Raw genomic sequence first — 23,168 nt, forward strand, 5'->3', positions numbered from 1 at the left:
GCAGCGGTGAACGGCGAACTCGACCGGTGCCTTGATGATCGAACGCGCGCTGCACGCCGGGCTTGAATAGGTGCTCGTAGAGCTAGCCGGACGCACCAATCGGGCTTCAGATGTTCCAGAGCTACGTCGGGACCAGCGAGTCAGGGCTCCGCGCCGAGGTTGAGAGCGAGCAGGCACTGAACTGCGGCGAGTACTTGGTTGACATGATTGACGCCCACCGGTACTGGGACTTGACCAGACCCGGTGCGCAGGATGCGGTCGCCCGGTTGGAGGAGAAGTGCTTGGGTTCTCCCACAGGCTGTTTCTCCGTGCATGCGCCGGTGGGAGGAGATGCCAGGAGCCGCTGCCGAAGGGGTTCGTGACTGAGACCGGCACGCGGACGTTCGCTAGGCACGGGTTGCTAAGGGCGGCCGACGGCTGCATGACGTGGTCCTACCGGTTGCCTGGTTGAGCGGATGACACTGGTGTGTGAGCCTCGGCTAGAGGCTGCTGCCATGCCAGGGAATCCAGATGCTTCACGGTGGCTTTCGTGGTTGGCTCTCTGTCGTGGCATTCCAGAAGCGCAGGGTGATCGAGGCGGCGGCCGGGACGGCGGAGGAGCTGTACCCGCTGCTTCAGCATGGCGATGGCGCGCCTCGAGAATTGTGGGTACGGCAGGCCGAGGTGCTACGCGCCTACCACGAGTCCTTCACCAAGGTGCCGGACGTCGCGATAGAGCTGCCGACCGGTGCCGGGAAGACGCTGGTGGGGTCGCTGATCGCTGAGTGGCGGCGCCGGACCTTCGGCGATCGGGTCGCCTACCTAGCGCCGACCCGACAACTGGCCCGGCAGGCCGCCGACCGCGCCGCGTCCTATGGCGTTCCGACCTCGCTTCTCACTGGCTCGCACAAGTTGTGGGACAGCACGGCGGAGACCCGGTTCATCCAAGGTAAGTCGGTCGCGTTCGTGACCTACTCGGCGATCTTCAACTCCGACCCCAAGCTCAACCCGACCATGCTTGTCTTGGACGACGCGCACGCTGCGGAGGGCTTCGTCGCAGCGAACTGGAGCGTTGTCATCCGCCGCTCCGAACTGGCCTACGACCACCTGTTGGAAGCGCTGCACGGCTGCGGGGCGTTGGCAGGTTCGGTGACCGCCCGGCTCCGCGAAGGCGAGGAGGATGCCGCACGGACGGTGTACTTGGCGGGACTTCCGCAGGTTGCTGCAGCCGCCACCGACATCGAGCGGGTCCTGTCCGAAGCCCAAGCCCATCAATGGATGTCGCGTAATGCCAACTTCGCGTTCTCCCAGATCCAAGGCAGCCTGCCCGCGTGCCTGGTATTCGTCAGCGCCAGCCAGATCCTGATCCGGCCGTTCATCGCCCCCACTGCCTTCCACCCCGCCTTTGAGACCGCCGAACAGCGACTGTACTTGTCGGCCACTGTTGGCGACGGCGGTGAACTGCTGCGTGGATTCGGCCGCAAGAAGATCGAGCACATCGCAGCGCCCGCCGCCTCGACCACCCAAGGCACCGGGCGGCGGTTCTTCGTCTTCCCCCGGCTGGTCGACGACCTGCAGACCGAAGACGCCGAGACGGCGTTCGTGTCCGACGCGATCTCCTCCTACGGCAAGGCTGTGCTGCTCGCGCCCGACGGCCGCACCCGCGATCACGCCGTCGAAGTCTTGGTGCCCGGCAAGATGGAGAAGTGGACCGCAGAGGAGTTTGAAGACGCGCCCGACGGGTTCGAAGGCGCTAAGGCCGGGGTGCTCGCGCTGGCCAATCGCTACGACGGCATCGACCTGCCCGGCGACTCCTGCCGGATGATCGTCCTGGTCGGCCTGCCATCCGGCGCCCACCTGCAGGAGCGGTTCCTGCACGAGAGCGTTGGTGCTGTCGTGGCGCTACGCGAACGGATCCGCACCCGCCTCACCCAGGGCGCCGGCCGCGCCACCCGCAACAGCAGCGACTTCGCCGCCGTCATCGTTCTATCCCGCGAACTCGTCAACTTCTGCGCTGACCCCGCCGTCCAGGCCGCGATGCATCCCGAACTGCGAGCCGAGGTCGCCTTCGGTCTGACCTACTCCACCGACATCACTGCGGCAGAGACCCGCGAGAACCTTGAGTACTTCCGGCGCCAGGATCCCGAGTGGCAGGAGGCCGACAGCGAGATCCGCGTCGACCGGGACGCCACCACCCGTACCAGCTTGCCCGGCACTGCGCAGCTGTCGGCCAGCGCCCGCCATGAGGTCGAGGCGCTCAACGCTGCGTGGGGCGGCGAATGGGAACGTGCCGTCGAGTTCACGGGCAAGGCACTGGAACGGCTCGCCGGAGGCAAGGAGATCCGCCGCTACCAGGCACTGTGGAACTACCTGGCCGGATCCTGGGCCGTCTTGGCAGCGCGCACCGGTCACGGCAACCACTGGATTGAGGTTGCCCAGCAGCACTACACCGCTGCCCGGGCTGCGGCGGCTGGCACCCGCTGGCTCACCGACCTGCTCACCGACGCGGCCCAGATGATCTCCCCCACTACCGTTCTCACCCTGTCCAGCGGCGACGCCCTAGACGCCCTCGTCGTCGAGCAGATCGTCGTCAGCCCGCTACGGACAGGACCAGCTAAACCATTCATCACCCTCGCCCAGGACATCCGTACTGGGCTCGGCCAGACCGACGCCAGCCCGTTCGAACGTGCCCTGGACAGCCTCGGACGGCTCGCGGGCTCCACCAGCTGCCGCACACGCACCAAGGCCGACGCCGAGCCCGACTCGGTCTGGCTGTTCAGCGACCTGTTTTGGGTTGCCTGCGAAGCCAAGTCCGACACCAACCCCGCCAAGGAAGTCCCTGCGTCCGACGCTACCCAGGCCTGCGGCCACCTCAATTTCACCGCCTCCGAGCAGGGCATCGCCGCCGCACCCTCCGGGTCGATCACCCTGCTCGTCACCCCGCAACAGCGCGTCGACATTGCCGCTGCCCGCGTCGCTGACGCAGGCCTCTACCTGGTCAGCCTCGACCAGATTAGGGATCTCGCCGAACGGCTCATCACCTGCTGGGGTGCTATCCGCACCCAAACCAAGGGCACTGGCCCTGACAAGGCCGCCCTGGAGATCGAACGGCTTCTACGTACCCACCGGACCCTGCCCAGCCAGTGGATTCCCGCCCTCACCACCCGCCGCGTCGCCGACGGCTGACCACTCCCACCGGCATACCGCCAAAGGAGCACAGCGCGCTGGGCTCGACGAAGAAAACGCCCGGCTTTAAATAAACGGCGAGAGTCCACTTTTCACCGCGTCGCGGCCGGGTAGCGCCCGCTTCGCTGGCAGGCGAGGATCGCAACCGGCTCAAGCCCAAGAGCGAGATCATGTTTACCCCCAGATCGGCTGCGCCTCATCGACTACTTCAACAGCTGCCCCGAGCCCTCTCATCCTCTGCTTCCGCAGGGACTCGTCGACTGATGTTGGAGATGGTGCGGGACAACCCAACGGGGTCACTGGCTGATTTGCGGAGTCGACGCCCGTGACGATCACGATTGAGGGTTGGCGTCCTCGGGGAAGCAGAAGCGTGCGATCACGCGAGGAGCGTTCCCCCGGCGGGTCGGTGTCAGGTAAATGATCCGGTGGCGGAACGATGCAATGAAGGACATGTACAGCCATCCGAGCTGCTGGCCGCTGCAGCGTGGTGAAGGATGGACCCGCCTAGGCGTCCCCGGCATACGGCAGGGTTTCTGGTTGGTCTCGTCAATGATGAGCGCTAAGTGAGAGGGTTTGGGTGTGTTTCAGCATGATGTGGACCGCTTCCTGGAGTACAGCGAGGCTCGGACCCTGCCATGGACCAAGCCTCAGGGGGCGCCAGCGTCGCTGAGTACGCACCGGGTCCTGTTCGGCAACGGTGACTCCGCTTTGGAAGTTGCTATTGCCTGGGGTGCGTCAGGGCGGCCGAAGACGGACGATGTGCGTCGCCTCTGGAAGTTGCGGCAGGCTAACCGGCCGTCTCCGGTGTTGCTTGTTGTCCTTTACAGCGAAGCGGGACATCAGGTGAAGGCGGCGACGTGCGGGACGCAGGGAGATCCCTCAATCGCGGCGGGCTTGGACGTGGAGCAGGTAGCGCGGGTCTGCGACGTTGCGTTGCGGGAGCCCGACCGGCATGCGGCACGCCGTGCGCTGGAACGCCTGCTGGCGGGTGTTAAGGACCAGCTCACCCCGGGACTGCAAAATCAGGGCTTGTTCGCCACGCATGAGCTACGTACGGGTGTTCCTCGTAGGAGCGACTGGGGCGCCGCGTGTGATCGAGCGCGGTCCTTGCGAGGTCTGCGGGGGCTCCCGTTGGTCCAGGGGCTGGGGTACAGACCCGCACCCCGAGGTTCAGCCGCGTTTGTGTTGCCCCATGAGGAGGCGACGAGGGCCGTCGCTGTTCTGCTGGACGACACCGAAGTCTTCGACCGGCCCTCTCCACGCTTCGGGGCTGTGTCTCCTGTCGCCCACGGGATTGCAACGGCGACAAAGGAGAACATCCCGTGGGTCATCGTCGTGCGCGGCAGTCAGATTAGGCTCCACCCTGCCCAGCCGGCCGTTGGGACCGGTGCCAAGAGCCAGGGAGAGACATTCGTCGAACTGGACCTTGAACTGCTCACCGATGACACCGCCGGCTATCTACCACTGCTGTTCTCCGCCGCCGCGCTGATGCCCAACGGAAGCGCTGGCCAGGTCCTGGCAGCCTCCACGAACTTCGCCGCCGATCTTGGGATCCGGCTTCGTGAACGTATCTATAACGATGTCGTGCCTGGCCTGGCTGTCGCGGTTGCCCAGCACATGCGCGTGAGGTCTGACAGCGACCTGCAGGAGGCGTACCACCGCACTCTTATGATCTTGTTCCGGTTGTTGTTCTTGGCTTATGCGGAAGACCGGCAGCTGCTGCCATACGGGCGGAATCCGCGATACGACCGGCACGCGATCAAGACCCTGGCCAAGGACTTCGCCGCCGACCCTGAGCAAGCCTTCGACGCGAACGCCACGGCGCTGTGGGACGACATGCTCACTGTGTGGTCGGCGGTTGACGGCGGCAACCGTGGCTGGGACGTCCCCGCCTACAACGGTGGCCTGTTCACCCACGACGCCACGGTGAGTCCTTCCGGGGCCGCCCTGACACAGATGCACCTCACCGACGCCGAGTTCGGCCCCGCCCTGCGCGCCCTGCTGGTTGATGTCGGCCCCGACGGTACGCAGGGCCCAGTGGACTTTCGGTCGCTGTCGGTACGCGAGTTCGGCACCATCTATGAGGGGCTATTGGAGTCCTCGCTATCCATCGCGCCTGTGCCACTCACTACGAACAAAGACGACGCCTTCGTCCCTGTCCAGGACGGCGACGTGGTGGAGGTGCTGGCGGGGCAGGTGTACTTCCACAACAACGCCGGGAACCGGAAAGCGACAGGCTCGTACTTCACCAAATCGTTTGCCGTGGAGCACCTGCTGAACACAGCGCTGGAACCGGCCTTGCAAGCCCACCTGGCCCAGGTGGGTGATCTGCTCGATCAGGAGGATGAGGCGGCGGCGGCGGAACTGTTCTTCGACTTCCGGATCGCCGACCTGGCGATGGGTTCCGGGCACTTTCTGGTCGCGGCGATCGACCGAATCGAGACTCGGTTCACCACCTTCCTCGCAGAGCGCCCCATCGCAGCCATCGCCGACGAGCTCAGCCGGTTGTCCCAGGCAGCCAGAGAAGCCCTCGCTGACCAGGCTCCCACGGTCGAAATCGAGACATCGGCCCTGTTGCGCCGCCAGATCGCGCGGCGGTGCGTGTATGGGTTGGACCTCAACCTCATGGCGGTAGAGCTGGCCCGCTTGGGCATCTGGATTCATACTTTCGTGCCTGGTCTGCCGATGTCGTCGCTGGAACACGGCTTGATCGTCGGGAACAGCCTCACCGGCATCGGAACGCTTTCCGAGGCTCTAGAAGTCTTGGAACCCAAGGCCGGCATTGGGCAGATGTCGTTGTTCGCAGACAAGATCGAAGAAGCCTTGCACACAGCCGGGGAGCGGCTGCGGCGCGTGGCCCGTACCGACGAGGCCAAGAAGGCCGAGGTTCAGGACGCGGCACGCGCCTACCGGCAGGCTTTGGCCGAGGCGAAGGATGCTAAGCACATCTTTGACGCTGCGGTCGCCGTACGCATGGGTTTGACCTCGCCCCCACAAGACGCCGACGACGCGATCGCCGCAGTCACCAGTTCCGAAGAGAAGGCCGAGAAGATTCGGCGAGCACTCGAACAGTTCGCGGTGGTGCACCTGCCATACCGGTTCCCTGAGGTGTTCGTGCGATCACGTCCAGGCTTCGATGTCATTCTCGGAAACCCTCCCTGGGAGAAGGTCCGCTGGGAAGCCACACCGTTCTGGGCCGGTGTCCACCCTGGCCTCATGGCCTTGCCGGACAACAAACGCGAGAAAAAGATTCAGGAGCTGCGCGCTACGCATCCGGTGGAAGCAGAGCAGGAGAGGCAGGAGGCGACACAACGAGCCGTCCTGCAGGACCTGTTCAAGAAGTCGTACACGCTACGCGGCGGCACGCACCTAGAGCTGGCACAGCTGATGCTGGAGCGCGCCATCCGGCTGCGGCGCAAATCTGGCTACCTCGGGCTGGTCCTACCACGTCAGAGCATGGTCCTAGCCGGATGGAAGAAACTGCGTGAAGAACTCACCACAGTAGGTGATCTGCGAATCGTGCAGGGCCGCAACCACGGCGAATGGATCTTTGAGGATGTGGATCCTCGGTATGCCGTAGTGTTGCTCAGCGCTTCACGAGCGGACGCGCCGGTCACCCAAGTTTGGGTCGCCAACACCCCCGCTGAGGTTACGGCCGCGAACGATGAGAATGCCATCTTGCTCACCCAGGACGACCTCGCTTCGTTCTCCGAAACGCACGTCATCCCCTGGTTCAACGGTGCAGCCGACCGTCAGGTGTTCGACACCATGCGCACAGGACCGCGACTGTCCTCGGGCAAAGGTTGGATTAAAGCTACCCACGATGCTCGCTGGGACTTCACCGGTAGCGGCCCCCACAAGAATCTCGTGGATCGGCGGGGCGGCGAGGAAGCGTGGAAGATCTTGATGACTGCGCACGTCGACCAGTTTGGCTTCGATGTAGATGAGCCGTTCAAGCAGTTCGTCACGAACCTTGACAGCCTCACTGCCAAGCCTCGGGGTGTCGCGAGGCAAGGTAGGGCTGTTGTCCTCACCAACCAGCATCCGTTGATTCTCTTCCGGCGCGTTAGCCGTAGTGACGACTCACGGACGGTCATCGCTGCCGCACTACCCGAGGCCGGGATACTGCACAACAAGGGTTATATTCATGCCGTCATGCACGATCCCGGTTCGGGTGAATGGGAACGTCTGGCACTACTGGGGTTGCTGAACACTCTCACGGTGGACTGGTGGGCCCGCCGATTTGTCGACCGGCACGTCACCGCCCCAGTCGTCAACCAGATTCCGCTACCAGACTGGACGCCAGCGCAGATCAAGGAAGCCGCCCACATCACCAGCAGCCTCCTGGCCCGTAACGGTTACACCCGCCTGGCCGGAGGGATCACCGTCACCGATTCCCACAGCGACGACGAGGTAGCGCTGCGGGCTAACCTCGAACAGCTAGCCCTGCACGGCTATGGACTGGAGCAGGCTGACCTCGAAGTCATTGTGGCCGACTTCAACGAGACCGGACTACCAAAGGTTCTGCGGGAGAAGCTCGGTATCGCCCACGTCCCGCCTCGAATTAAGAAATAGGTGGCATCAGTCGATATCATCTCTTCCTTACATATGACCTGCATGCCGTGCTGAGTCTCGACCGCGGCCAGGAGGGAAGAGCAGCGAGTGAGCGTCATACCCCCCGGAGACTTCCGACCGACCTTCGCCACCAACCGCCCGGATGAGCAGACGGTCGCCGCCGCGATCAATACCCTGCTCCAGGGGATGCGGACCAATCTCGTCACCGCCCCCGGGGTGTCGATCGCGTCCGCCTACTTCAACCCCGGCGGTTTTGGGTTGCTGGCCGACGAACTGGAACGTCTGGGACCGGTGCAGCTGCTGCTGGGGGCCGACCCGGACCGGCAGCAACGCGGTGTGCGACCGCTGTCGGCGGGCCTGGGAGCCCACGCCGAACGCAATCAGGTACGCCAAGCCTTGGAAGGGCACCATCGGCGGCTGGAGCAGGACCGTGACCTGCTCGGCTTCACCATCGAAGCGGACCGTGCGGCTCGTCGGCTTGTCGATTGGCTACGCTCGGGAAACGTTGAGGTTCGCCGCTATGAGGCGGGATTCCTGCACGGCAAGGCTTTCATCGTCGATGGCCCGTTGCCGGGGGTGGTGTCGGGTTCCAGCAACTTCACCTTCGCCGGACTAGCCCGTAACAGGGAACTCAACCTGGGCCAGTATCAGCCCGAGACGGTGCGTGCCGTCCAGAACTGGTTTGAGGACCTATGGCAGGTGGCAAAGCCGTTCGACCTCGCAGCGATTTATGAGTCAAGGTGGGAGCCGCATCCACCACGCGTGGTGTTTCTCCGCATGCTGTACGAACTGTACGGGGCGGAGGTGGAGGAGGAAGCCTCCGCTCGGGACCGGTCTCGGCTCGGCCTAACCGGCTTCCAAGCCGACGGGGTATGGCGTGCTCGGCGCATCCTGGAACAGCTCAACGGCGTGATCGTCGCCGACGAGGTCGGACTTGGTAAGACCTACATCGCCGGTGAAATCATCCATGAAGCAGTCATCATCAACCGCCAGAAGGCCCTGGTCGTCGCGCCGGCCACGCTGCGGGATTCCACCTGGGGTCCATTCCTGCGGCAAGTAAACTTGCGGGCCGACGTGGTCTCCTATGAGGAGCTGACCCGCGGGGTAAGTGACGCCGGCCAGCTCGGGTCGGCCCTGCAGGACCTAGACGAGTACGCCCTGGTCATCGTCGATGAGGCGCATGCCCTGCGGAATGCCGCCACCCGCCGCGCCGACGCGCTGCGCGCCCTCACCGAGGGCAGCAGCCCCAAGAAACTGGTTCTGCTGACCGCGACGCCAGTCAACAACAGCCTCTACGACCTGTACAACCTGATCTCCTACTTCGTCACCAACGATGCGGCGTTCGCCCATGCTGGGGTTCCGTCGCTGCGGGCCTACTTCGACCGGGCCATGGCGATCAACCCCGATGACCTGTCACCGGAGCACCTCTTCGATGTCTTGGACAAGGTGGCGGTACGTCGCACCCGCCGCTTCATCCGCAACCACTACGTGGGGGACCGGGTCGTCATCAATGGGGTTGAACGCGAGATCGCCTTTCCCACCCCACGGGTCCGTCGGGTCGACTACAACCTCGACGTCGCGTTCCCGGGAATGTTCGATCGGCTCGCCGTCGCCTTGGGCACCGACACTAGCCCGGACTCCGATGATGGGCTGGCGGTGTCCCTCCAGGCTCCTGGGGAGGTCCTCACCCTAGCCCGGTACGTGCCCTCGCATTTCCGCCGCGGTGGCGCCGAGGAACAGTTCGAGCAACAGAATGCCGGGCTGCTGCGCTCTGCCCTGCTCAAGCGGTTCGAGTCCTCCGCTTATGCTTTCCAGCGCACCCTGGACAAGATGTTGGCCAGCCATGAGGCGTTCCTACAGGCCTTGGACCAGGGCAGAGTTCTTACCGGTGATGCCCTGCGGGAATGGTCGACCTCTGACAGCGATGACCTCGACGCCTTTATCGAGTCTATGGACGATGACGCCACCGACGGCGTCAAGGACGCTGATGAATACGATATCCCGGCGCTGAAGAGCGCCGTCGAGGCAGACCACCGGCTGCTGACCCGTTTCCGCGATGAGGTCCGAGCTCATCAAGTCGGCCCCGACCCCAAGGTTGAAGCCCTGGTCGAGGAGCTCGCTCAGATCGTCGAGCAGGCACAAGCCGAGGGCATCACCCCGCAGGACACCTGCGACAAACGCAAGGTGCTCGTCTTCTCCTACTATGCGGACACCGTCACCCACGTCCACAGCCGCCTCGTCCAGGCGATCGAGACAGACCCGCGCCTTGCTGCCTATCAAGGCCGCATCTCCATGGCCGCAGGCCCGGACCGCGAGGGCCGTTCCCAGACTATCGCCGGGTTCGCCCCTCGCACCGCTGGCGGACCCACCGATGAGGACCGCTACGACCTCGTCATTGCCACTGACGTCCTCGCCGAGGGCGTCAACCTCCAGCAGGCTCGGCACATCATCAACTACGACCTGCCCTGGAACCCGATGCGGCTCGTTCAGCGGCACGGCCGCATCGACCGCATCGGTTCTGAGCACCGTGAAGTCTTCCTACGCTGCTTCTTCCCCGATCAGCAACTCGAACGTTTCCTTGGCCTGGAAGAACGGCTGCAAAGCAAGCTCAAACGTGCTGCGGCCGCAACCGGAGTCGGAGAGGTCCTGCCCGGCTTCACCGGCCGGGAAGTAAACCTCACCGAGACCAGAGCGGAGATCGACCGACTCCGCCGCGAGGACGCCGCCTTGTTCATCCAAGGAGGCGCCTCCGCCCTGTCCGGTGAGGAGTACCGGCGCCGGCTCCACAACGACCTTGGCAATCCGCTGCTGCGGGACTCGGTGACACGCCTGCCCTGGGGAAGCGGATCCGGCTTCGCCCGTACCGGAGGAACCCAGCCTGGCCTGGTGTTCTGTGCCCAGATCGGGGACCATCCTCGGCCATGGTTCCGCTACGTCCCGCTCACCGACGAGTACGCCATCACCCACGACGAAGAAAACCAGCCCATCGTCGTCGACGACACCCTCGCCTGCCTCGCTGCAGGTGATCCCGGCCCCAACGACCCCCCGCCGCTGCTGAACGAGGCCATTCATCAGGCCGCCTACGACGGCTGGGCATGCGCTCGACAGCACATCGCCGCAGCCTGGATGCACAACGCTGACCCGGCCAACCTCACCCCCCAGATCCCGAAGGCCATGCGAGATGCGGCTGAACTGGTCCGACAGCACGGCGCCCACCTGGGAGCAGACCAAGACGCCCTGATCGAACGACTCGAAGCCCCCTACAGCCCTCGCATCGTTCGTACCATTCGCAACGTCCTCACTGAACCCAGCGCGTTCCACAGCACCGTGAACCACCTAGCCGAACTCGCGGATCGGCTCGGTCTAACCCCCCAGCCATCACCGGAGCCACTGCCCGCGATCACTGAAGACGATGTGCACCTGGTGTGCTGGATGGCAATCCTCCCGGCCCAGGACACATGACGCGCTAAGTTCCGGAGAGCCGGACGCATCGAAAAGATGCCGTCCGACTCGGGCCGGGGGCTGCTGGAAAAGGACCCGCAAAAGCGGGCACCTCGCCAGTGGCCTACCGGTACTCACCGCGACCTCTGGCGGTGGTTCAGTAAGACGGCCATGAGTTGGTGGGTGTGGTTGTTGGGTTCGGCGTCGATGGCGGCGAGGCGGCTTTCGAGGAGTTGGTAGGTGCGGCGTACAGCGTCGGGACGGTCGAGGTCGGCCTGCAGGCGCATGATCGTTCGGTAGAGGGGCTCGGAATAGGGGTCGTGGTCGAGCGCCTGCTCCAAGATCGCCAATGCTTGTTCAGGGTGCTCTGCTTGGGTGAGGTCGGCGAGGTGGGTGAGGGCGTCGGTGGTGGTGCGGCGGATGTACTCACGGTGCGTTTCGGCCCATTCGTGGGTCAGGTCGGCGGCGAAATCCCCGGTGTAAAGAGCGGCGGCGGGCTGTAGGGCATGGCGTCGTTCGGCATCGTTGTCTGCCTGGCGGGCCTTGTCGAGGGCGATGGTGAGGTCCCACAGATCGACGGTGATGAGGTAGGGGTCGAGGCGGTAGCGGCCTGCGGCGTGGATGATGAACATGGGTTCACGCAGGCCAGTGGCCTGGCGCAGGATTCTGCGAATGTTGTTGTTGGCGGTGTGGAACGCGGTGGTGCCGGCTTGGGGGTCGTGGTCGGGCCACAGGTCGACGATGACTTGTTCGCGGGTGACGCCGTTCGGGTGTAGGGCGAGGTACGCCAGTAGGTCATGGGCGCTACGCCGCAATCCGGTGGTGACGGGCATGCCAGTTGCGTACAGGCGGACGGGACCGAGCAGGCATAGCCGGATCGGTCGCCCTTGTTCCCTCGGCATCGGTGCTTCGAGTTCTGGCATGTCGACGTTGCGCTCGGCGGGCAGGCTGGTGTGATCACCGAGCTCGGGAACTTCAGCGTCTGTGGGCCTGACGGTGGCGGAGGGCTCAGCGGCACCTTGGGAAGTGCGGACGGTACGGAGCATGTCGACGGCATCGTCGGTCTCTACGTGGAACAGACGTGCCCCGATCAGGGAGCCGCTGTGGGGGCCTTCAGCACGGGCTACGGCTCCTTCGACGGCGATGTGCGCGCTGGTTCCGGCGGGCCAGGAGCCGAGGATCAACCCGCCGATGCTGTAGCGATGTCCGAACTGTAGGAGGGCCTGGAGGACATGGTTGCTGTTGCCCTGGGTGGAGGCGACGATGAGGAGGGCGGGGAGGGGTTCGCTGGGGTCGGCGGTGCGCAGGCTGGGGACGTCAGGTTCGTCGGTGGCCTGCATGAGACGGGCGCGGTGGATGACCTCGGCCTCCAGATGCGTGATGGCCGCGGTGAGCGAAGACGTGATGGTCAAGCCGGGCAGGGAGGTGGCTAAGCCGATCAAATCGCACTCTGATTCCGTGAACAGAGCCTTCGCGTCGGCGCTAGGGATGACGACTTCTGCGCGGGCGCGGTGTGATCTGGCCACCAGCTCGGTGACGACAGCCCGGATTACTGCGGGTGCACCCGGCCCGTGCAGGCCCAGGCTCAGCCCGGACAGTGGCAAGATGACCGGGCGATCGTCGCGTAGGCCGACCGTGATCTGGCTTGGGGCTGGCATCGCCAGGTCTGCGGCGATGAGGTCGGCGTCGGTGGGGATCGACTCACCGCGTTCGATGTAGGTGTCCAGGTGAGCCTTTCGGGCATTGGAGATAGCCGTCGGAGGTATCGGTTCGGGCTCGACAGGCTGGGGCCACTGCTTGAGATGAGGCTGTCGTCGGCGCCGGTGCAGGCGGGTGACTGCCCAGGCGGTGCTGATCGCTGCAGCGAGCCCTATGCCGATGTAAGTGCCGGTGGGAAGAGCGATGGCGAGTGCCGCATCACGATCACCCGGCTCCTGTCCCGTTTCGCCCGCCGACTGTCGGGGCGGCTGTGACGGCGCTGGTGTGGCGGTGGGCGGTACGGAGCTTTCAGTGGTCGGGGCAGGCACTGATTGCTGGGGCTGTTCCCGCGGCGTATGCAGAGAGGGCGCGGGCGGTCGGGGCTCGTTCTTCCGGGCACGCTGGGGGATGCGCACACGTTGGCCAGGAAAGATCCGATCCGGCCGGACCAGACGAGGTAGACCTTGCGGCTGGTGGAGTTCCCTGCTCGCCAAGAAAATCTTGGGGTAGAGCGTGCCAGAACCGAGTTCGCGGCGAGCGATGCCCCACAACGTGTCACCTTGCTTGACGACCTGGAAACGCCACCGCCGGTGCTCTGACCCGCTAGCCGCGAAGGCGGAGGTGGCACGTCCAGGCGCGGGCAGGTTTGTGTTCTGCCCGTCCGGAGTCGCTGCTGAAGGGACAGCGGTGGTCTCGGCGGTTGCCGCGTGGGTGGTGGATGAGGCGGCCGGGTTGGTGACGGCGGTGGTCGTGCTGAAGAGGAGCGCGACCATGGCCACCAGGTCACGGGCCAGGTACTGCATGGGGCGTGCCGGTGCGGGCAGGCGTAGGGTCGGGCGGCCGGCCAGGTAACCGGCCGTTTCAGCGACGATGATGATCACGAGCGGGCACCAGGCCGCCCATCCGATCAGGCGTACCGCTCCCAGGAAGAGCCTGTGGTCGGTGTCCGGCCGCATCAATGCTCCAGTGACCTGCGACCAAGCCGGTACGTCTTTGGGCAGCGGCGAGCCGCCGACCGCGTACAAGACGAGGGGAACGGCCACCAGCAGCAGCCCTAGGGCGGCAAGCGCCCCGAGTCCACGCCAGATCTCGGTGGCACGGGTCGGCAGCCGAGAGGTCATGGTCGATCGGGTCCTTCCACTCCAGTGGTCAGGTCGGCGACCGCGACGGCCTCGGCGTGCAGGGCGGAAATCCCCACCAAGGGAAGGAACAGCGCAGGCTTGACGACCGTGACGCGCACGCGAATGGACCGGGCGCCTTCGGAAGTGACCGAGCCGCTGTAGCCGCCAGCCCGCAGGTAGGCCTTCGCGGCACGGATCGCGGCCGGACGGTCGACGACGAAGCCACCACGCGAGTAGGCGCGATCGAGATCCACTTGCCCAGCACCCGCCCGCGCGGCCTCCTGGGCGGCGATGCTCGCGTCATGGAGAGCTTCCAGTTTGCGTTCGAAGTCGACGACGGCGCCGAAGAACACCACCACGACCAGGGTGATGATGACGGCGAAGACGCTGAGCCCACCTTCGTCTGGGCAGCGCCCATGATTCACGGTCGCAGTTCGCGAAGTCATATCGGTCAGCGACCTCGGTAGGGGTCGATGGGGGAGCGGTGGGTCTTGGTGACGCTGCGGGAGCCCGGCATGCCGGGCAGGGCGACATCGGCGAGCCGGACGGCGCAGGTGACTCGGGCGGTCACGGTCGCGTTCTGACCGACGGAACGGTTGAAGCCGGACAGGTCGAGCGTGACCCGCGGCGTGCAGTGCAGCCCTCTGCCGCGCAGAGTCGTCAGCGCGCTGGCGGTGGCATCGGCGCGGGCCTGGCCTGCGGTGCGGGCGATGGAGGCGTGACGTGCGGCGTCGGCGGCGGCCTGGCTGACGACGGCGCTGCCGTGCTGGACGCGCATGGCGACCAGCAGCGCAGCCAGGAAGGTGACGAACAAGGGCGCCAGGACGGCCCCTTCGACGACGGCGTTCCCCGCCTCGGGACCACCGGGCTTGAACGGTTCGCGCCTAGTCATGGCTGCCGTGGGGTGGTGAACCGCTCCCGGGCACCACGCGCCGTCTGCGTGACGGCTATGCGCATGCCCGGCAGTACCGAGGGGGCATGACCGGCCACGCGCACGGCGATGGTGGTGGTTCCCGACACCGTCACTACCGGGGACAGCAGAACCGGTTCCCGGCGGGCGAAGCCGGCGGCCGCGATATGCCCCTGGGCATGCGTGCCGCGGTGGGCGCGGGCAACCCGCAACCCTTCTTCCGCCGCCGCCAACGCCACGTCCTGGGCGACGGACACCATGACCGCCTGGACCAGGGCGAGGAACAGCAGGGCGACGGCCGGGAACACGATGGCGATCGAGACGGCGGCCGAGCCCCTGTCCCTTCCCGTCTCGCCGGCCTGGTGCGGGCGCGCGTTCACGGCCCTACAGTGCCGGGGATCTTGTTGATCCAGCCGCGGACCTTGCCGGAGACCGCGAGATAGATCATGAAGGCCAGGCTGGCGAAGCCCGCAACGATGATGATCGTCTCGACCACGTTGGAGCCGCGATCGGATCGTTTGCGGAACTCCTCGCCCGCCTCCTGCATACGCAGGATCAGGCAGACGACGGAGACCGCCAACGCGGTGCAGGAGACGCGGCGGAACCGCTGCATGGTCGTTCCTCCTAGAGACATAGGGTCAGCCGGATCCGAGCAGCCGGGAGAAGAACGGGAAACCGACCAGGATCACGAAGCCGAGCATGAGCAACGAGGTGGGCACCCACATCGCGGTGGTGCGAGCGTTGGCCTCCGACCGCGCGGCGGCGGACGCCTCATGGCGCATGGCCGTGACCTTGGCGACCAGGACGTCGTGCATCTTGGCGCCCTCACCCCCGGCGATCTCGGCGGTATGGGCCAGGTCGATCAGGTCACGGACGTCGATGTTCTCACCGAGCCGGGCCAGAGCCCGCCAGGGCTGCTGCTGGGCGTGACGGGCACGGGTCAGCGCCTGGTGAACGCGGGCGAACGGCCACCCGTCGGCGACCTTGGCCGGTTCCTCCAGAGCGGCGTTCAGCGCGGCCCCCGCCTCGCGCTCCAGCATCACGAGCTGCAGGTAGGACGAGAACGCGTACCGGAAGTCCTTACGGCGCTGACGGGCCTGGGCGCGCACGTTCCAGTCCGGCGTGAACGACAGAACCAGCCCCAACCCCAGACCGGCCAGCACCGGAAGTGCCCACGGCGGAGAGCCCCCGGCCAACGCCACCAGGAAGAAGAACCCCGAAGGCGCGACGATGCCGGTGACGAACAGGACCAGCTTGTCCACCATGAACCGCTCGACCGACCGGCCGAGCAACGCCAGATCAGTCCGCGGGACGGCCAGCAGCCCCGCCGGCCGGGCGACCCGCTCGCCCAGCCACTTCCCGAGCCGGTCGCGACCGCTGACGACACCACCGGACGGCACGGGCTGGAGCGGCGTCGCCTGAATATGCGCCAGAGCCGCGTCCAACCGCGGCGGGGCGGGCCGCAGCTCCCGCACGATGACGAGGGCCCCGAGCGCGGCAAGGAAACCGGCCACGGCGGCGAGCGCGGTCACGACGTCACCCCCTGATCGGCCGGGCGCGTCCGGCCGGTGTGCAGGAAGCGGCTGCCGGTGGACAGGACGGCCAGCCGCTTCATCCACCACAGCCCGACCGCGTAGATCGCGGCGACGACGGCGAGCACCGCCTGCCCGAGCGGAGTCCCGTAGGGATCGGCGAGCGTCTGCGAGGAGATGAACAGGGCGCTCAACGCCACGACCGACAGCACGATCACCAGCAGGGTGGTGCGCAGGCTGGCCCGCTCGGCCTCGACGTCCCGCCGCACGATGACCTCCTGCTCCACGGCATGGGCCAGCAGGCCGAGGGCCTCCCGGGTACCGGGCCCGCGACGCTTGGCCGCCAGGATCAACGCGCACCCGATGAGATCCCCGATCGGGTCGTCGAGGTCGTCGGCGAACGCGCGCAACGCCTGCTCGGTGTTGGCACGGTTGTTGAGCCGGTCGGCCAGCACCCCGACCGGCGCGCGGATCGCTTCCGGGGCGACGCGGGCACTGTCGGCCAGGGCCTGCTCCAGGCCGCGGCTGGCGCCCATGACCTCGGCGAGCCGCCGCGCCCACTGGGCCAGCGCCTCCAGCTTCGCGATCCGCCGCTGCGGCGCGCGACCCGACAGCATCGGCGGCAGCACGTACACCGCCGCCCCGACCGCGAGGGCGGCGACCGGCCACCGCAGCACCAGCAGCACCGCCAACCCGGCCCCCAACGCCCCCAGCAGCCGGTTACGGCGCCCGGACGAGACCGCCGTCCGCGCCAGGACCCGCAACCGGGACGGCGGACGCCCCTCCCGGGCACGCGGAGCAACACCGGCGAGCCCGGCCCAGACGGCGAGGACGGCGGCAGCGGCGCAGCCCCCCGCACACGCGGCCAGCAGCACCATCACCGCCACCCCCCACCGGAACCGGCCTCGGGCGCCAGCAGCTCCGGATCGAACCCGCATTCCGACAGCTCGGCCAGCAGCTCGGTGCTGATGTGCCCGCCCGCCGGAGTGGCCCGGCCGTCAGAACCGGGGACGAAGACGTGGTTGCGGGTCGGTTCGACCGAGTCCGCCGGGGGACCGGCCTCCATCACCTCCGACACGTACCGGTCATTGGTCACCGGGTCACGCTGCACGTACACGATGAGCGGTTCGGCCAGCCCGAACATCAGATGCAGGTCCTCGGGGCTCAGCCCGAGGTCGGCGCGGCGGCCCAGCTGCACGACCCGGTTGAACACGTGCTCGGGACGGTGGACGTGCAGGGTGCACATCGAGCCCCGGGCCCCGCTGTACATCACCTCCAGCATCGGTGCCAGCTCCCCGTGCCGTGCCTCGCCCACGATCACCCGGTCCGGGTTCAACCGCAGGCAGGCCGGCACCAGATCCTGGAGCCGCACCAGCCCGGCCCCTTCGGAGTTGGCCTGCCGGGCCTCCAGCGCGACCACGTCATGGTGCCGGTGCGCGAGCCGGGGATCGTCCAGGAACAGCTCGAAGTCGCTTTCCAGCGTGATGATCCGCTCATCGGCCGGGATCTCGTTGGCCAGGGCCCGCACCAGGGTGGTCTTGCCGGTGTTGACCTCCCCGCACACGATGATGTTCCGGCGCGCCCGGATCGCGGCCCGCAGGAACTCCTCCAGCGCCTCGGTCAGCGTGCCGAGGCCGGTCAGCTGCCGCAGGGTGATGTCGACCAGGCGGTGCACCCGGATCGCCAGATGCGGATGCCGCGACACCCAGTGCACCACCGCCAGCCGCACCCCGTCGGCCAGCGCGACGTCCAGCAGCGGGTTGGCGTGGGAGAACTCCCGCCCGGTGTTCCCGCGCCGGGCCAGCAGCTGGATCCAGTCGACCAGGTCCTCGTCGGTCTCGGCCACCGGCGGCCCGGCTTCCTTGGCACCGCTGGTGTAGGTGATCCAGGTCTGGTGGCAGCCGTTGACGACGATGTTCTCCACATCCGAGCGCTCCAGGTACGGCTGCAACGGCCCCAACCCGAACCGTTGGTCGAACACTGCCCGCGCCACCCGCCGCTGCTCCTCGGCCGAGGGCACCGGACGGCCGGCCGCCATCTGCTCGTGCGCCCACGTCCTCGCCTGGTCGGCGATCATCTGCTGGGCCTGCTCCCGGTCGATGTCGTCACCGAGGACGTCGACCAGCCGCTGGGACACCTCGCGCACGGCCGCCCAGGGGTCGGCCTGGGCACCGGGCGGCCCGTTCGGGGCGAAGGCGGAAGGTAGGGCGTGACCTGTGCCGGTGGCGTCGATCCCGGCCCGGCTGTGATCGCTCATCGGCCGGCCTCCGATGCGACCGACGCGGGCACGTCCGGCTCCTCGTCGAGGAGGTCCAGGACGGCGCGTTCCTCGACCGCCTTGCGGACGCGCTTGCCGAGCCCGTCGATCGCCCGCATCAGCAGCGAGGTCTTGAAGGTCAGGCGCGGCTGGGCGCCGTCGGACAGCACGCGGGCGTCGGCCGCCGAGTGCGGCAGCTCGGCGAACACCGGCAGATCCAGCACCCGCCGCACGTCCGTGGCGCCGTACGAGCCGTCCTCGACGACGCACAACCCGACCGGCACCCGGTCGTCGAGCAGGTCCCGCAGGACGTCCAGCCGCGGTACGGCCGCGTCCACCTGGGCCAGGGTGCAGCGCACCACCACGATGACCGCGTCGGCCACGGTCAGCAGCGGGGTCGGGGTGTCGGACCCGCCGAAGCGCCCCAGGTCGGCGATCACGTCGCCGTCGATCGCGGTGAACGTCTCGGCGAGGGGCCGCCACGACTCGGCGAGCTGCCGGACGTGGCGGGGGTCGCGGATCCCGTGCAGCAGCTTGGCCTCCCCGTTCCCGGACAGCGGGAGGGTGTACTCGCCTAGGGACGCGACGGCGGCCTCGGGGTCGGGCTGCGCGGCCATCGCCAGCCCGAGCAGTCCCGGACCGGCCGGACGACGCAGCCGTTCCGCCATGAACCCGGGGAGGACGCGGCGTCCGGCCGGGTCGCACTCGGCCAGCACGACCTTGCCCGGCCAGGTGAGCGCCAGGCCCAGCGCCGTCGTCGTCACCCCCGGCGCCCCACCGGGCGAGATCAGACAGTACAGCGCCACCGGTCAGCCCCTTCTCGCGGTCACGACCAGCGTCACCGTCCCGGCGGCGGCCTGCCGCGCCACCGTGCTGCTGTCGGCGTCGGCCACCAGCAGCGACGCCGTCAGCGTGCCTTCGGCGTCGGGTCCGGTCACCTGGTCGACGACCGCCGGGATGTCCCGGGGCGCCGTCGTCGCGCCGGAGCCCTGCGCGGCGGTGCCGCCGGAGCCCTGCATGCCGGGGACGGACACCACCCGCACCTGCCAGCCCGGGGCCAACCCCTGCGGCGCCTCGCTGGCCTTCATCGGCACCGTCACCAGCGCCTGGCCGGGCTGGGGAGTGATCCGGGTCGCCATGTGGGAGGCCGCCAGCAGCGTTCCCTTCCGCAGATCGACCGCGGACCTGCGCCCGACCACCTCGTCCAGCTGATGGCCGGGGACCGTCTGCACCGCGGAATCCACCGCCACCTCGACGACGTCCACGTCGGCGCGGCCGATCTGCTGCCCCACCGGGACGTCCCGAGCCACCCGCACGACCGGCGCCCGGTGCGCGGCGCTCTGGAACAGGTACACGTTCGCCAGCACCGCCAGGCACATGAGCATCACCCCGGCGGCGATCCATCCGCGCCGGTGCTGCCGCGCGAGCCGCCCGGGCGGGCGCCGCTCCGTTCCGCTCTCACCCGTGTCCCGGGAGAGCCTCGGCCTGGGCAGAGCCCGGACGGTTCGCGTCATGCCTTCCCCCACCTTCACCTGTAGAGGCCCTGCGCCTCGGCCACCCGCACCGGGAAGCTCGTCGAACGGGTCAGCGGCGGCAACGTCCCTCGGGTGCCGTCGGAGCCGACCCACGTCCCGCTCCACACCACGGTCACCCGCACCCGGTGGGCACCGCCCGGCCGCCCGGCCGACGAGCGGGGGAAGGTGTGCGAGCAGTTCGTTCGCTGCAGAACCGCGGGCCGCAGCGGGTCGTAGGCGGTGCCGGGCCCGGAGCAGCGGAACGCCCGGCGGCCGGTGCCGGGATCGATCGTCATGCTCTGCGGCCTCGCGGTCACGTCGGTCCACACCCGGCCGGCCCTGGCCCGGTCGGTCAGCGGATGCCAGTTGACGACCCAGAACCAGTGCGGCAGCCCCACCAGGCCGTCGGTGCCACGAGGTGGAGCCGTTCGCACGACCGGATCGGGGATCGGCAGCCGCTCCCATTTCGTCATCGCCAGTTCCGCCGGCGAGACGGCGGCTTTCCGTTCGGCCGAGCGGACCGGCGTGCAGATCTTCCAGCCCCCGGCCCACGGGCGGCACTCGTGGGGCTCGATCCGGTCGGTGGCGCCGGCGGGTGGGGCGGGCTTCCTCGCCTCCGGCCTTCGGCCGTTCCGCCTGCTTCCCGGGTTTCCTTCGGTGCGGGCGCCGAATCCGTAGCCGTGCTCATTCAGGACCGGTGGAATGGGGTCCTGTGGAGGCGCGGCGATGACCGGACGGGCGAGAATGAGCCCACCGATCAGGAGGCCGGCAGCGGCGACGCTCATGCTTTCAGCAGCCTTCGCCCAGCACGACGTACTTGCGGACGCGCCACCGCCCGTCGGTGCCCTTGATCAGAAATGCCTCGACGTTCTCTTCCTTGACGCCGCGATTCACCTTCTTGCGGGTGGTGGCGTTCATCAGCCCCGAGTTCCATGAGTTCTGGCAATCGTGCACGGTGGCGTTGTCGCCCTCCACCTTCACGTCTTTGATGTGCACGACCGAGGCCCCGTAAGAGGTGAGCTTCTTCGCGTGCAGTGCCTTGATGCGATCGAGCACCTGCGAAAGCTGGGGGTTGGTCATGTACCTGGACAACTGCTGCGTGCGGTTGCCCGCCGGCAGGGTGTCCGCCCGGTCCAGCAGGGCCACGAACCGCTGGTAGGCGTCCCTGACCGCATCGGCGTCGGGCTTCGGGGGAGTGGCGGAAGGGAGCGCGGGGGTCGAGGTGTGCTGCGGTGGCAGGGCCACCGTGGCGCCCTTATCGCTGCAACTCGCCGACAGCAGGATGACGCACAGCATCCCGATCGCGGTGCCGAGCCGGGGTGGACGAGTGGGCACGGTCAATCTTCGGAGGGTCGTGCTCAAGCTGGGCTCCCAAAAACTTGATCACCAGCAGTGGGCATTTCTGGTGACACCTCTGCGGGGCATGTTTGAGGCGTCAGGGGTTTCGTTTGATGGTAGGACCGCAAGGCCGAGTCCGAGAACTCTCTACTCTCTTGTGAGAGTAAATATCCGAGAGTGAACCAACAAAGATTTTTCGAGTGTTGAGCGTATGCGCCATATGACCAATAAGGAAGATATGGCGTGTTATGCGTATTGCGGGAAAGCTCACTTCGAAGGGCGCGTTCCGGTGGCATGGATGTTCGCTTGTCGAGTGGGCCGCGCTTTCCGGACGTGCGACATGCACGCACGTCCGGAAAGCGGCGGGAGACCTGCTGGAGGACCGGCGGACCCCTGGAGAACGAACCGGGGCCGGTCGCCCGTGCGGAACGGGCAGGGCTCCGCCTCATGGGCCGGCTTCGGAGACATGGCCGGCAGAGAGCGCTGAAAGCCGGCCGTCCCTGATCGCCGCGACCAGGCGCGCCTCGGCGGCCCGCCGCTGCTTGTAGAGCCGGTCGGCCGGAACGCCCCGTCCCCGGGCGAAGTCCTGCAAGGACACGCCGCCGAGCCGCGTCTCGATGACCACGGTGGCGGCGGCCGGGGTGATGAGCCCCTGCCGTACGGCATCGATCACCAAGCTCATCGGATCGGTGTCGAGCAGGGGCGGGCCCACGAGCATTTCCCCGGGGTCGCAGGGGACGTGACGGGCTTCCCGGCCACGCACGCGGAAGGCTCCCTTGCGCGCCCACAGCAGCAGGCGGGCGGCGATGCGCGGGCGGCCCGTGTCGATCCGGTGCAGCTGCGCGACGAACTCCGTCAGCAGCTCCGACACGATGTCCTCGGCCAGGCGCGCAGGGCTGGTGCGGATCACCCGGGCCGCGACGTTCTTCAGCCCTGGCATCGCGACCCCGACGCAGCCGACCACCCAGGCCGGGTCCCCGGTCCGGGCCCGGTGCACCAGTTCGGCCCAGACGGCGTCTTTGAGGGTGTCGGCCGTGCCCGGCGCCAGCAGGAGCGTCTTCAGCTCGTCCAGGTCGATCGGCCGTGCCGGCAGGCCGTGTCCTATCTCCCGGCCGTCGATCGCCAGCGGGCACGGGCCGGTGACCAGGAGCTTGAAGGTCCGTTCGGCGATGGCCAGCGCGTTGCCGTGGCCGTCGGTCTCCGCCGGGGCGGTGGCGTTCCGGTCGCTGGTGTGGATGCGGGTCATGGCGACTCCCGAAGGTGGAGGTTGATCGGTGCCGCCAGGTATCCACCGAGGGGTAGGCAGATCATGAGCGTTTTCTCGGCGCGCGAGGCTGCTCAACCCCTGCTCACGATCTGCCTATAGTGCCGCTGACCTGCGGTTGGTCCACGTGCAGGCGCTCTACGCCCGCCGCTGGTAAAGCCGAGGTGGCCGCCGAAAAGCCGCCTGACGTCGGCACACGCCTGCCCCGGGATTGATAGGTAAGGATTGAGCTTCCCCCCGTTCTCCGGACGCTCAGCCTGAGGTCACCGGCGATGATCAGGAAGGATGTTCGCCATGCCCTCACCACATCCGCCCGAGTTCCGGCGCCGCGCGGTCGAGTTGGCCCGCCAAGG

At 67.5% G+C, this 23,168-nt stretch carries 16 protein-coding genes; 3 read left to right on the forward strand and 13 right to left on the reverse strand.

Annotated features, from left to right (window positions below; all coding sequences use genetic code 11):
- Nucleotides 1-546 precede the first annotated feature (546 nt).
- From DPM19_RS23410 to DPM19_RS23420, 3 genes are all read left to right on the forward strand, one after another.
- Nucleotides 547-3,165, forward strand: a complete 2,619-nt coding sequence (locus tag DPM19_RS23410; protein WP_158566866.1) for a DEAD/DEAH box helicase — start codon at nt 547-549, stop codon at nt 3,163-3,165.
- 1,272 nt (nt 3,166-4,437) lie between these two features.
- The gene (locus DPM19_RS23415; protein WP_146778969.1) at nt 4,438-7,740 is read left to right on the forward strand and encodes an Eco57I restriction-modification methylase domain-containing protein; all 3,303 of its coding nucleotides are present in this window, start codon (nt 4,438-4,440) and stop codon (nt 7,738-7,740) included.
- A gap of 87 nt (nt 7,741-7,827) precedes the next feature.
- On the forward strand, nt 7,828-11,202 hold the full coding sequence (locus tag DPM19_RS23420) for a helicase-related protein (RefSeq protein WP_199485241.1): 3,375 nt from the start codon (nt 7,828-7,830) through the stop codon (nt 11,200-11,202).
- A gap of 113 nt (nt 11,203-11,315) precedes the next feature.
- On the opposite strand, the gene DPM19_RS23425 is transcribed toward DPM19_RS23420, so the two are convergent.
- The 13 genes from DPM19_RS23425 to DPM19_RS23480 form a co-directional block, all read right to left on the reverse strand.
- The gene (locus DPM19_RS23425) at nt 11,316-14,000 is read right to left on the reverse strand and encodes a BTAD domain-containing putative transcriptional regulator (RefSeq protein WP_111870142.1); all 2,685 of its coding nucleotides are present in this window, start codon (nt 13,998-14,000) and stop codon (nt 11,316-11,318) included.
- On the reverse strand, nt 13,997-14,425 hold the full coding sequence (locus tag DPM19_RS23430) for a pilus assembly protein TadG-related protein (protein WP_111870143.1): 429 nt from the start codon (nt 14,423-14,425) through the stop codon (nt 13,997-13,999). The genes DPM19_RS23425 and DPM19_RS23430 overlap by 4 nt, the downstream gene beginning before the upstream one ends.
- A 26-nt stretch (nt 14,426-14,451) precedes the next feature.
- A complete protein-coding gene (locus DPM19_RS23435) occupies nt 14,452-14,892 on the reverse strand; it encodes a pilus assembly protein (RefSeq protein WP_111870144.1) in 441 nt (146 codons plus the stop codon).
- Nucleotides 14,889-15,290 carry a pilus assembly protein gene (locus DPM19_RS23440; protein WP_111870145.1) on the reverse strand — a complete coding sequence of 134 codons (402 nt, stop codon included), beginning with the start codon at nt 15,288-15,290 and terminating at the stop codon, nt 14,889-14,891. Before DPM19_RS23440 ends, DPM19_RS23435 begins: the two co-directional genes overlap by 4 nt.
- On the reverse strand, nt 15,287-15,523 hold the full coding sequence (locus tag DPM19_RS23445; protein ID WP_111870146.1) for a hypothetical protein: 237 nt from the start codon (nt 15,521-15,523) through the stop codon (nt 15,287-15,289). Before DPM19_RS23445 ends, DPM19_RS23440 begins: the two co-directional genes overlap by 4 nt.
- A 25-nt stretch (nt 15,524-15,548) precedes the next feature.
- Nucleotides 15,549-16,442, reverse strand: a complete 894-nt coding sequence (locus DPM19_RS23450) for a hypothetical protein (protein ID WP_111870147.1) — start codon at nt 16,440-16,442, stop codon at nt 15,549-15,551.
- Nucleotides 16,439-17,320, reverse strand: coding sequence for a type II secretion system F family protein (locus tag DPM19_RS23455; RefSeq protein ID WP_158566867.1), 882 nt, complete (start codon nt 17,318-17,320; stop codon nt 16,439-16,441). Before DPM19_RS23455 ends, DPM19_RS23450 begins: the two co-directional genes overlap by 4 nt.
- On the reverse strand, nt 17,320-18,699 hold the full coding sequence (locus DPM19_RS23460; RefSeq protein WP_111870149.1) for a CpaF family protein: 1,380 nt from the start codon (nt 18,697-18,699) through the stop codon (nt 17,320-17,322). Before DPM19_RS23460 ends, DPM19_RS23455 begins: the two co-directional genes overlap by 1 nt.
- Complete coding sequence (locus tag DPM19_RS23465) at nt 18,696-19,505, reverse strand: hypothetical protein (RefSeq protein WP_146778970.1); 810 nt, start codon at nt 19,503-19,505, stop codon at nt 18,696-18,698. The genes DPM19_RS23460 and DPM19_RS23465 overlap by 4 nt, the downstream gene beginning before the upstream one ends.
- A 3-nt stretch (nt 19,506-19,508) precedes the next feature.
- Nucleotides 19,509-20,213, reverse strand: a complete 705-nt coding sequence (locus DPM19_RS35400; protein WP_158566868.1) for an SAF domain-containing protein — start codon at nt 20,211-20,213, stop codon at nt 19,509-19,511.
- Between the two features lie 14 nt (nt 20,214-20,227).
- Entirely contained in the window at nt 20,228-20,998 is a 771-nt protein-coding gene (locus tag DPM19_RS35405) for a hypothetical protein (RefSeq protein ID WP_158566869.1), read from the reverse strand.
- Nucleotides 20,999-21,002: 4 nt separating this feature from the next.
- Nucleotides 21,003-21,575 carry a hypothetical protein gene (locus DPM19_RS23475; RefSeq protein WP_146778971.1) on the reverse strand — a complete coding sequence of 191 codons (573 nt, stop codon included), beginning with the start codon at nt 21,573-21,575 and terminating at the stop codon, nt 21,003-21,005.
- 421 nt (nt 21,576-21,996) lie between these two features.
- Entirely contained in the window at nt 21,997-22,797 is an 801-nt protein-coding gene (locus tag DPM19_RS23480; RefSeq protein ID WP_111870153.1) for a hypothetical protein, read from the reverse strand.
- Nucleotides 22,798-23,168 lie beyond the last annotated feature (371 nt).

It is taken from the genome of Actinomadura craniellae (assembly GCF_003289645.1).
In the GTDB taxonomy this organism is placed as follows: Bacteria; Actinomycetota; Actinomycetes; order Streptosporangiales; family Streptosporangiaceae; genus Actinomadura_D; species Actinomadura_D craniellae.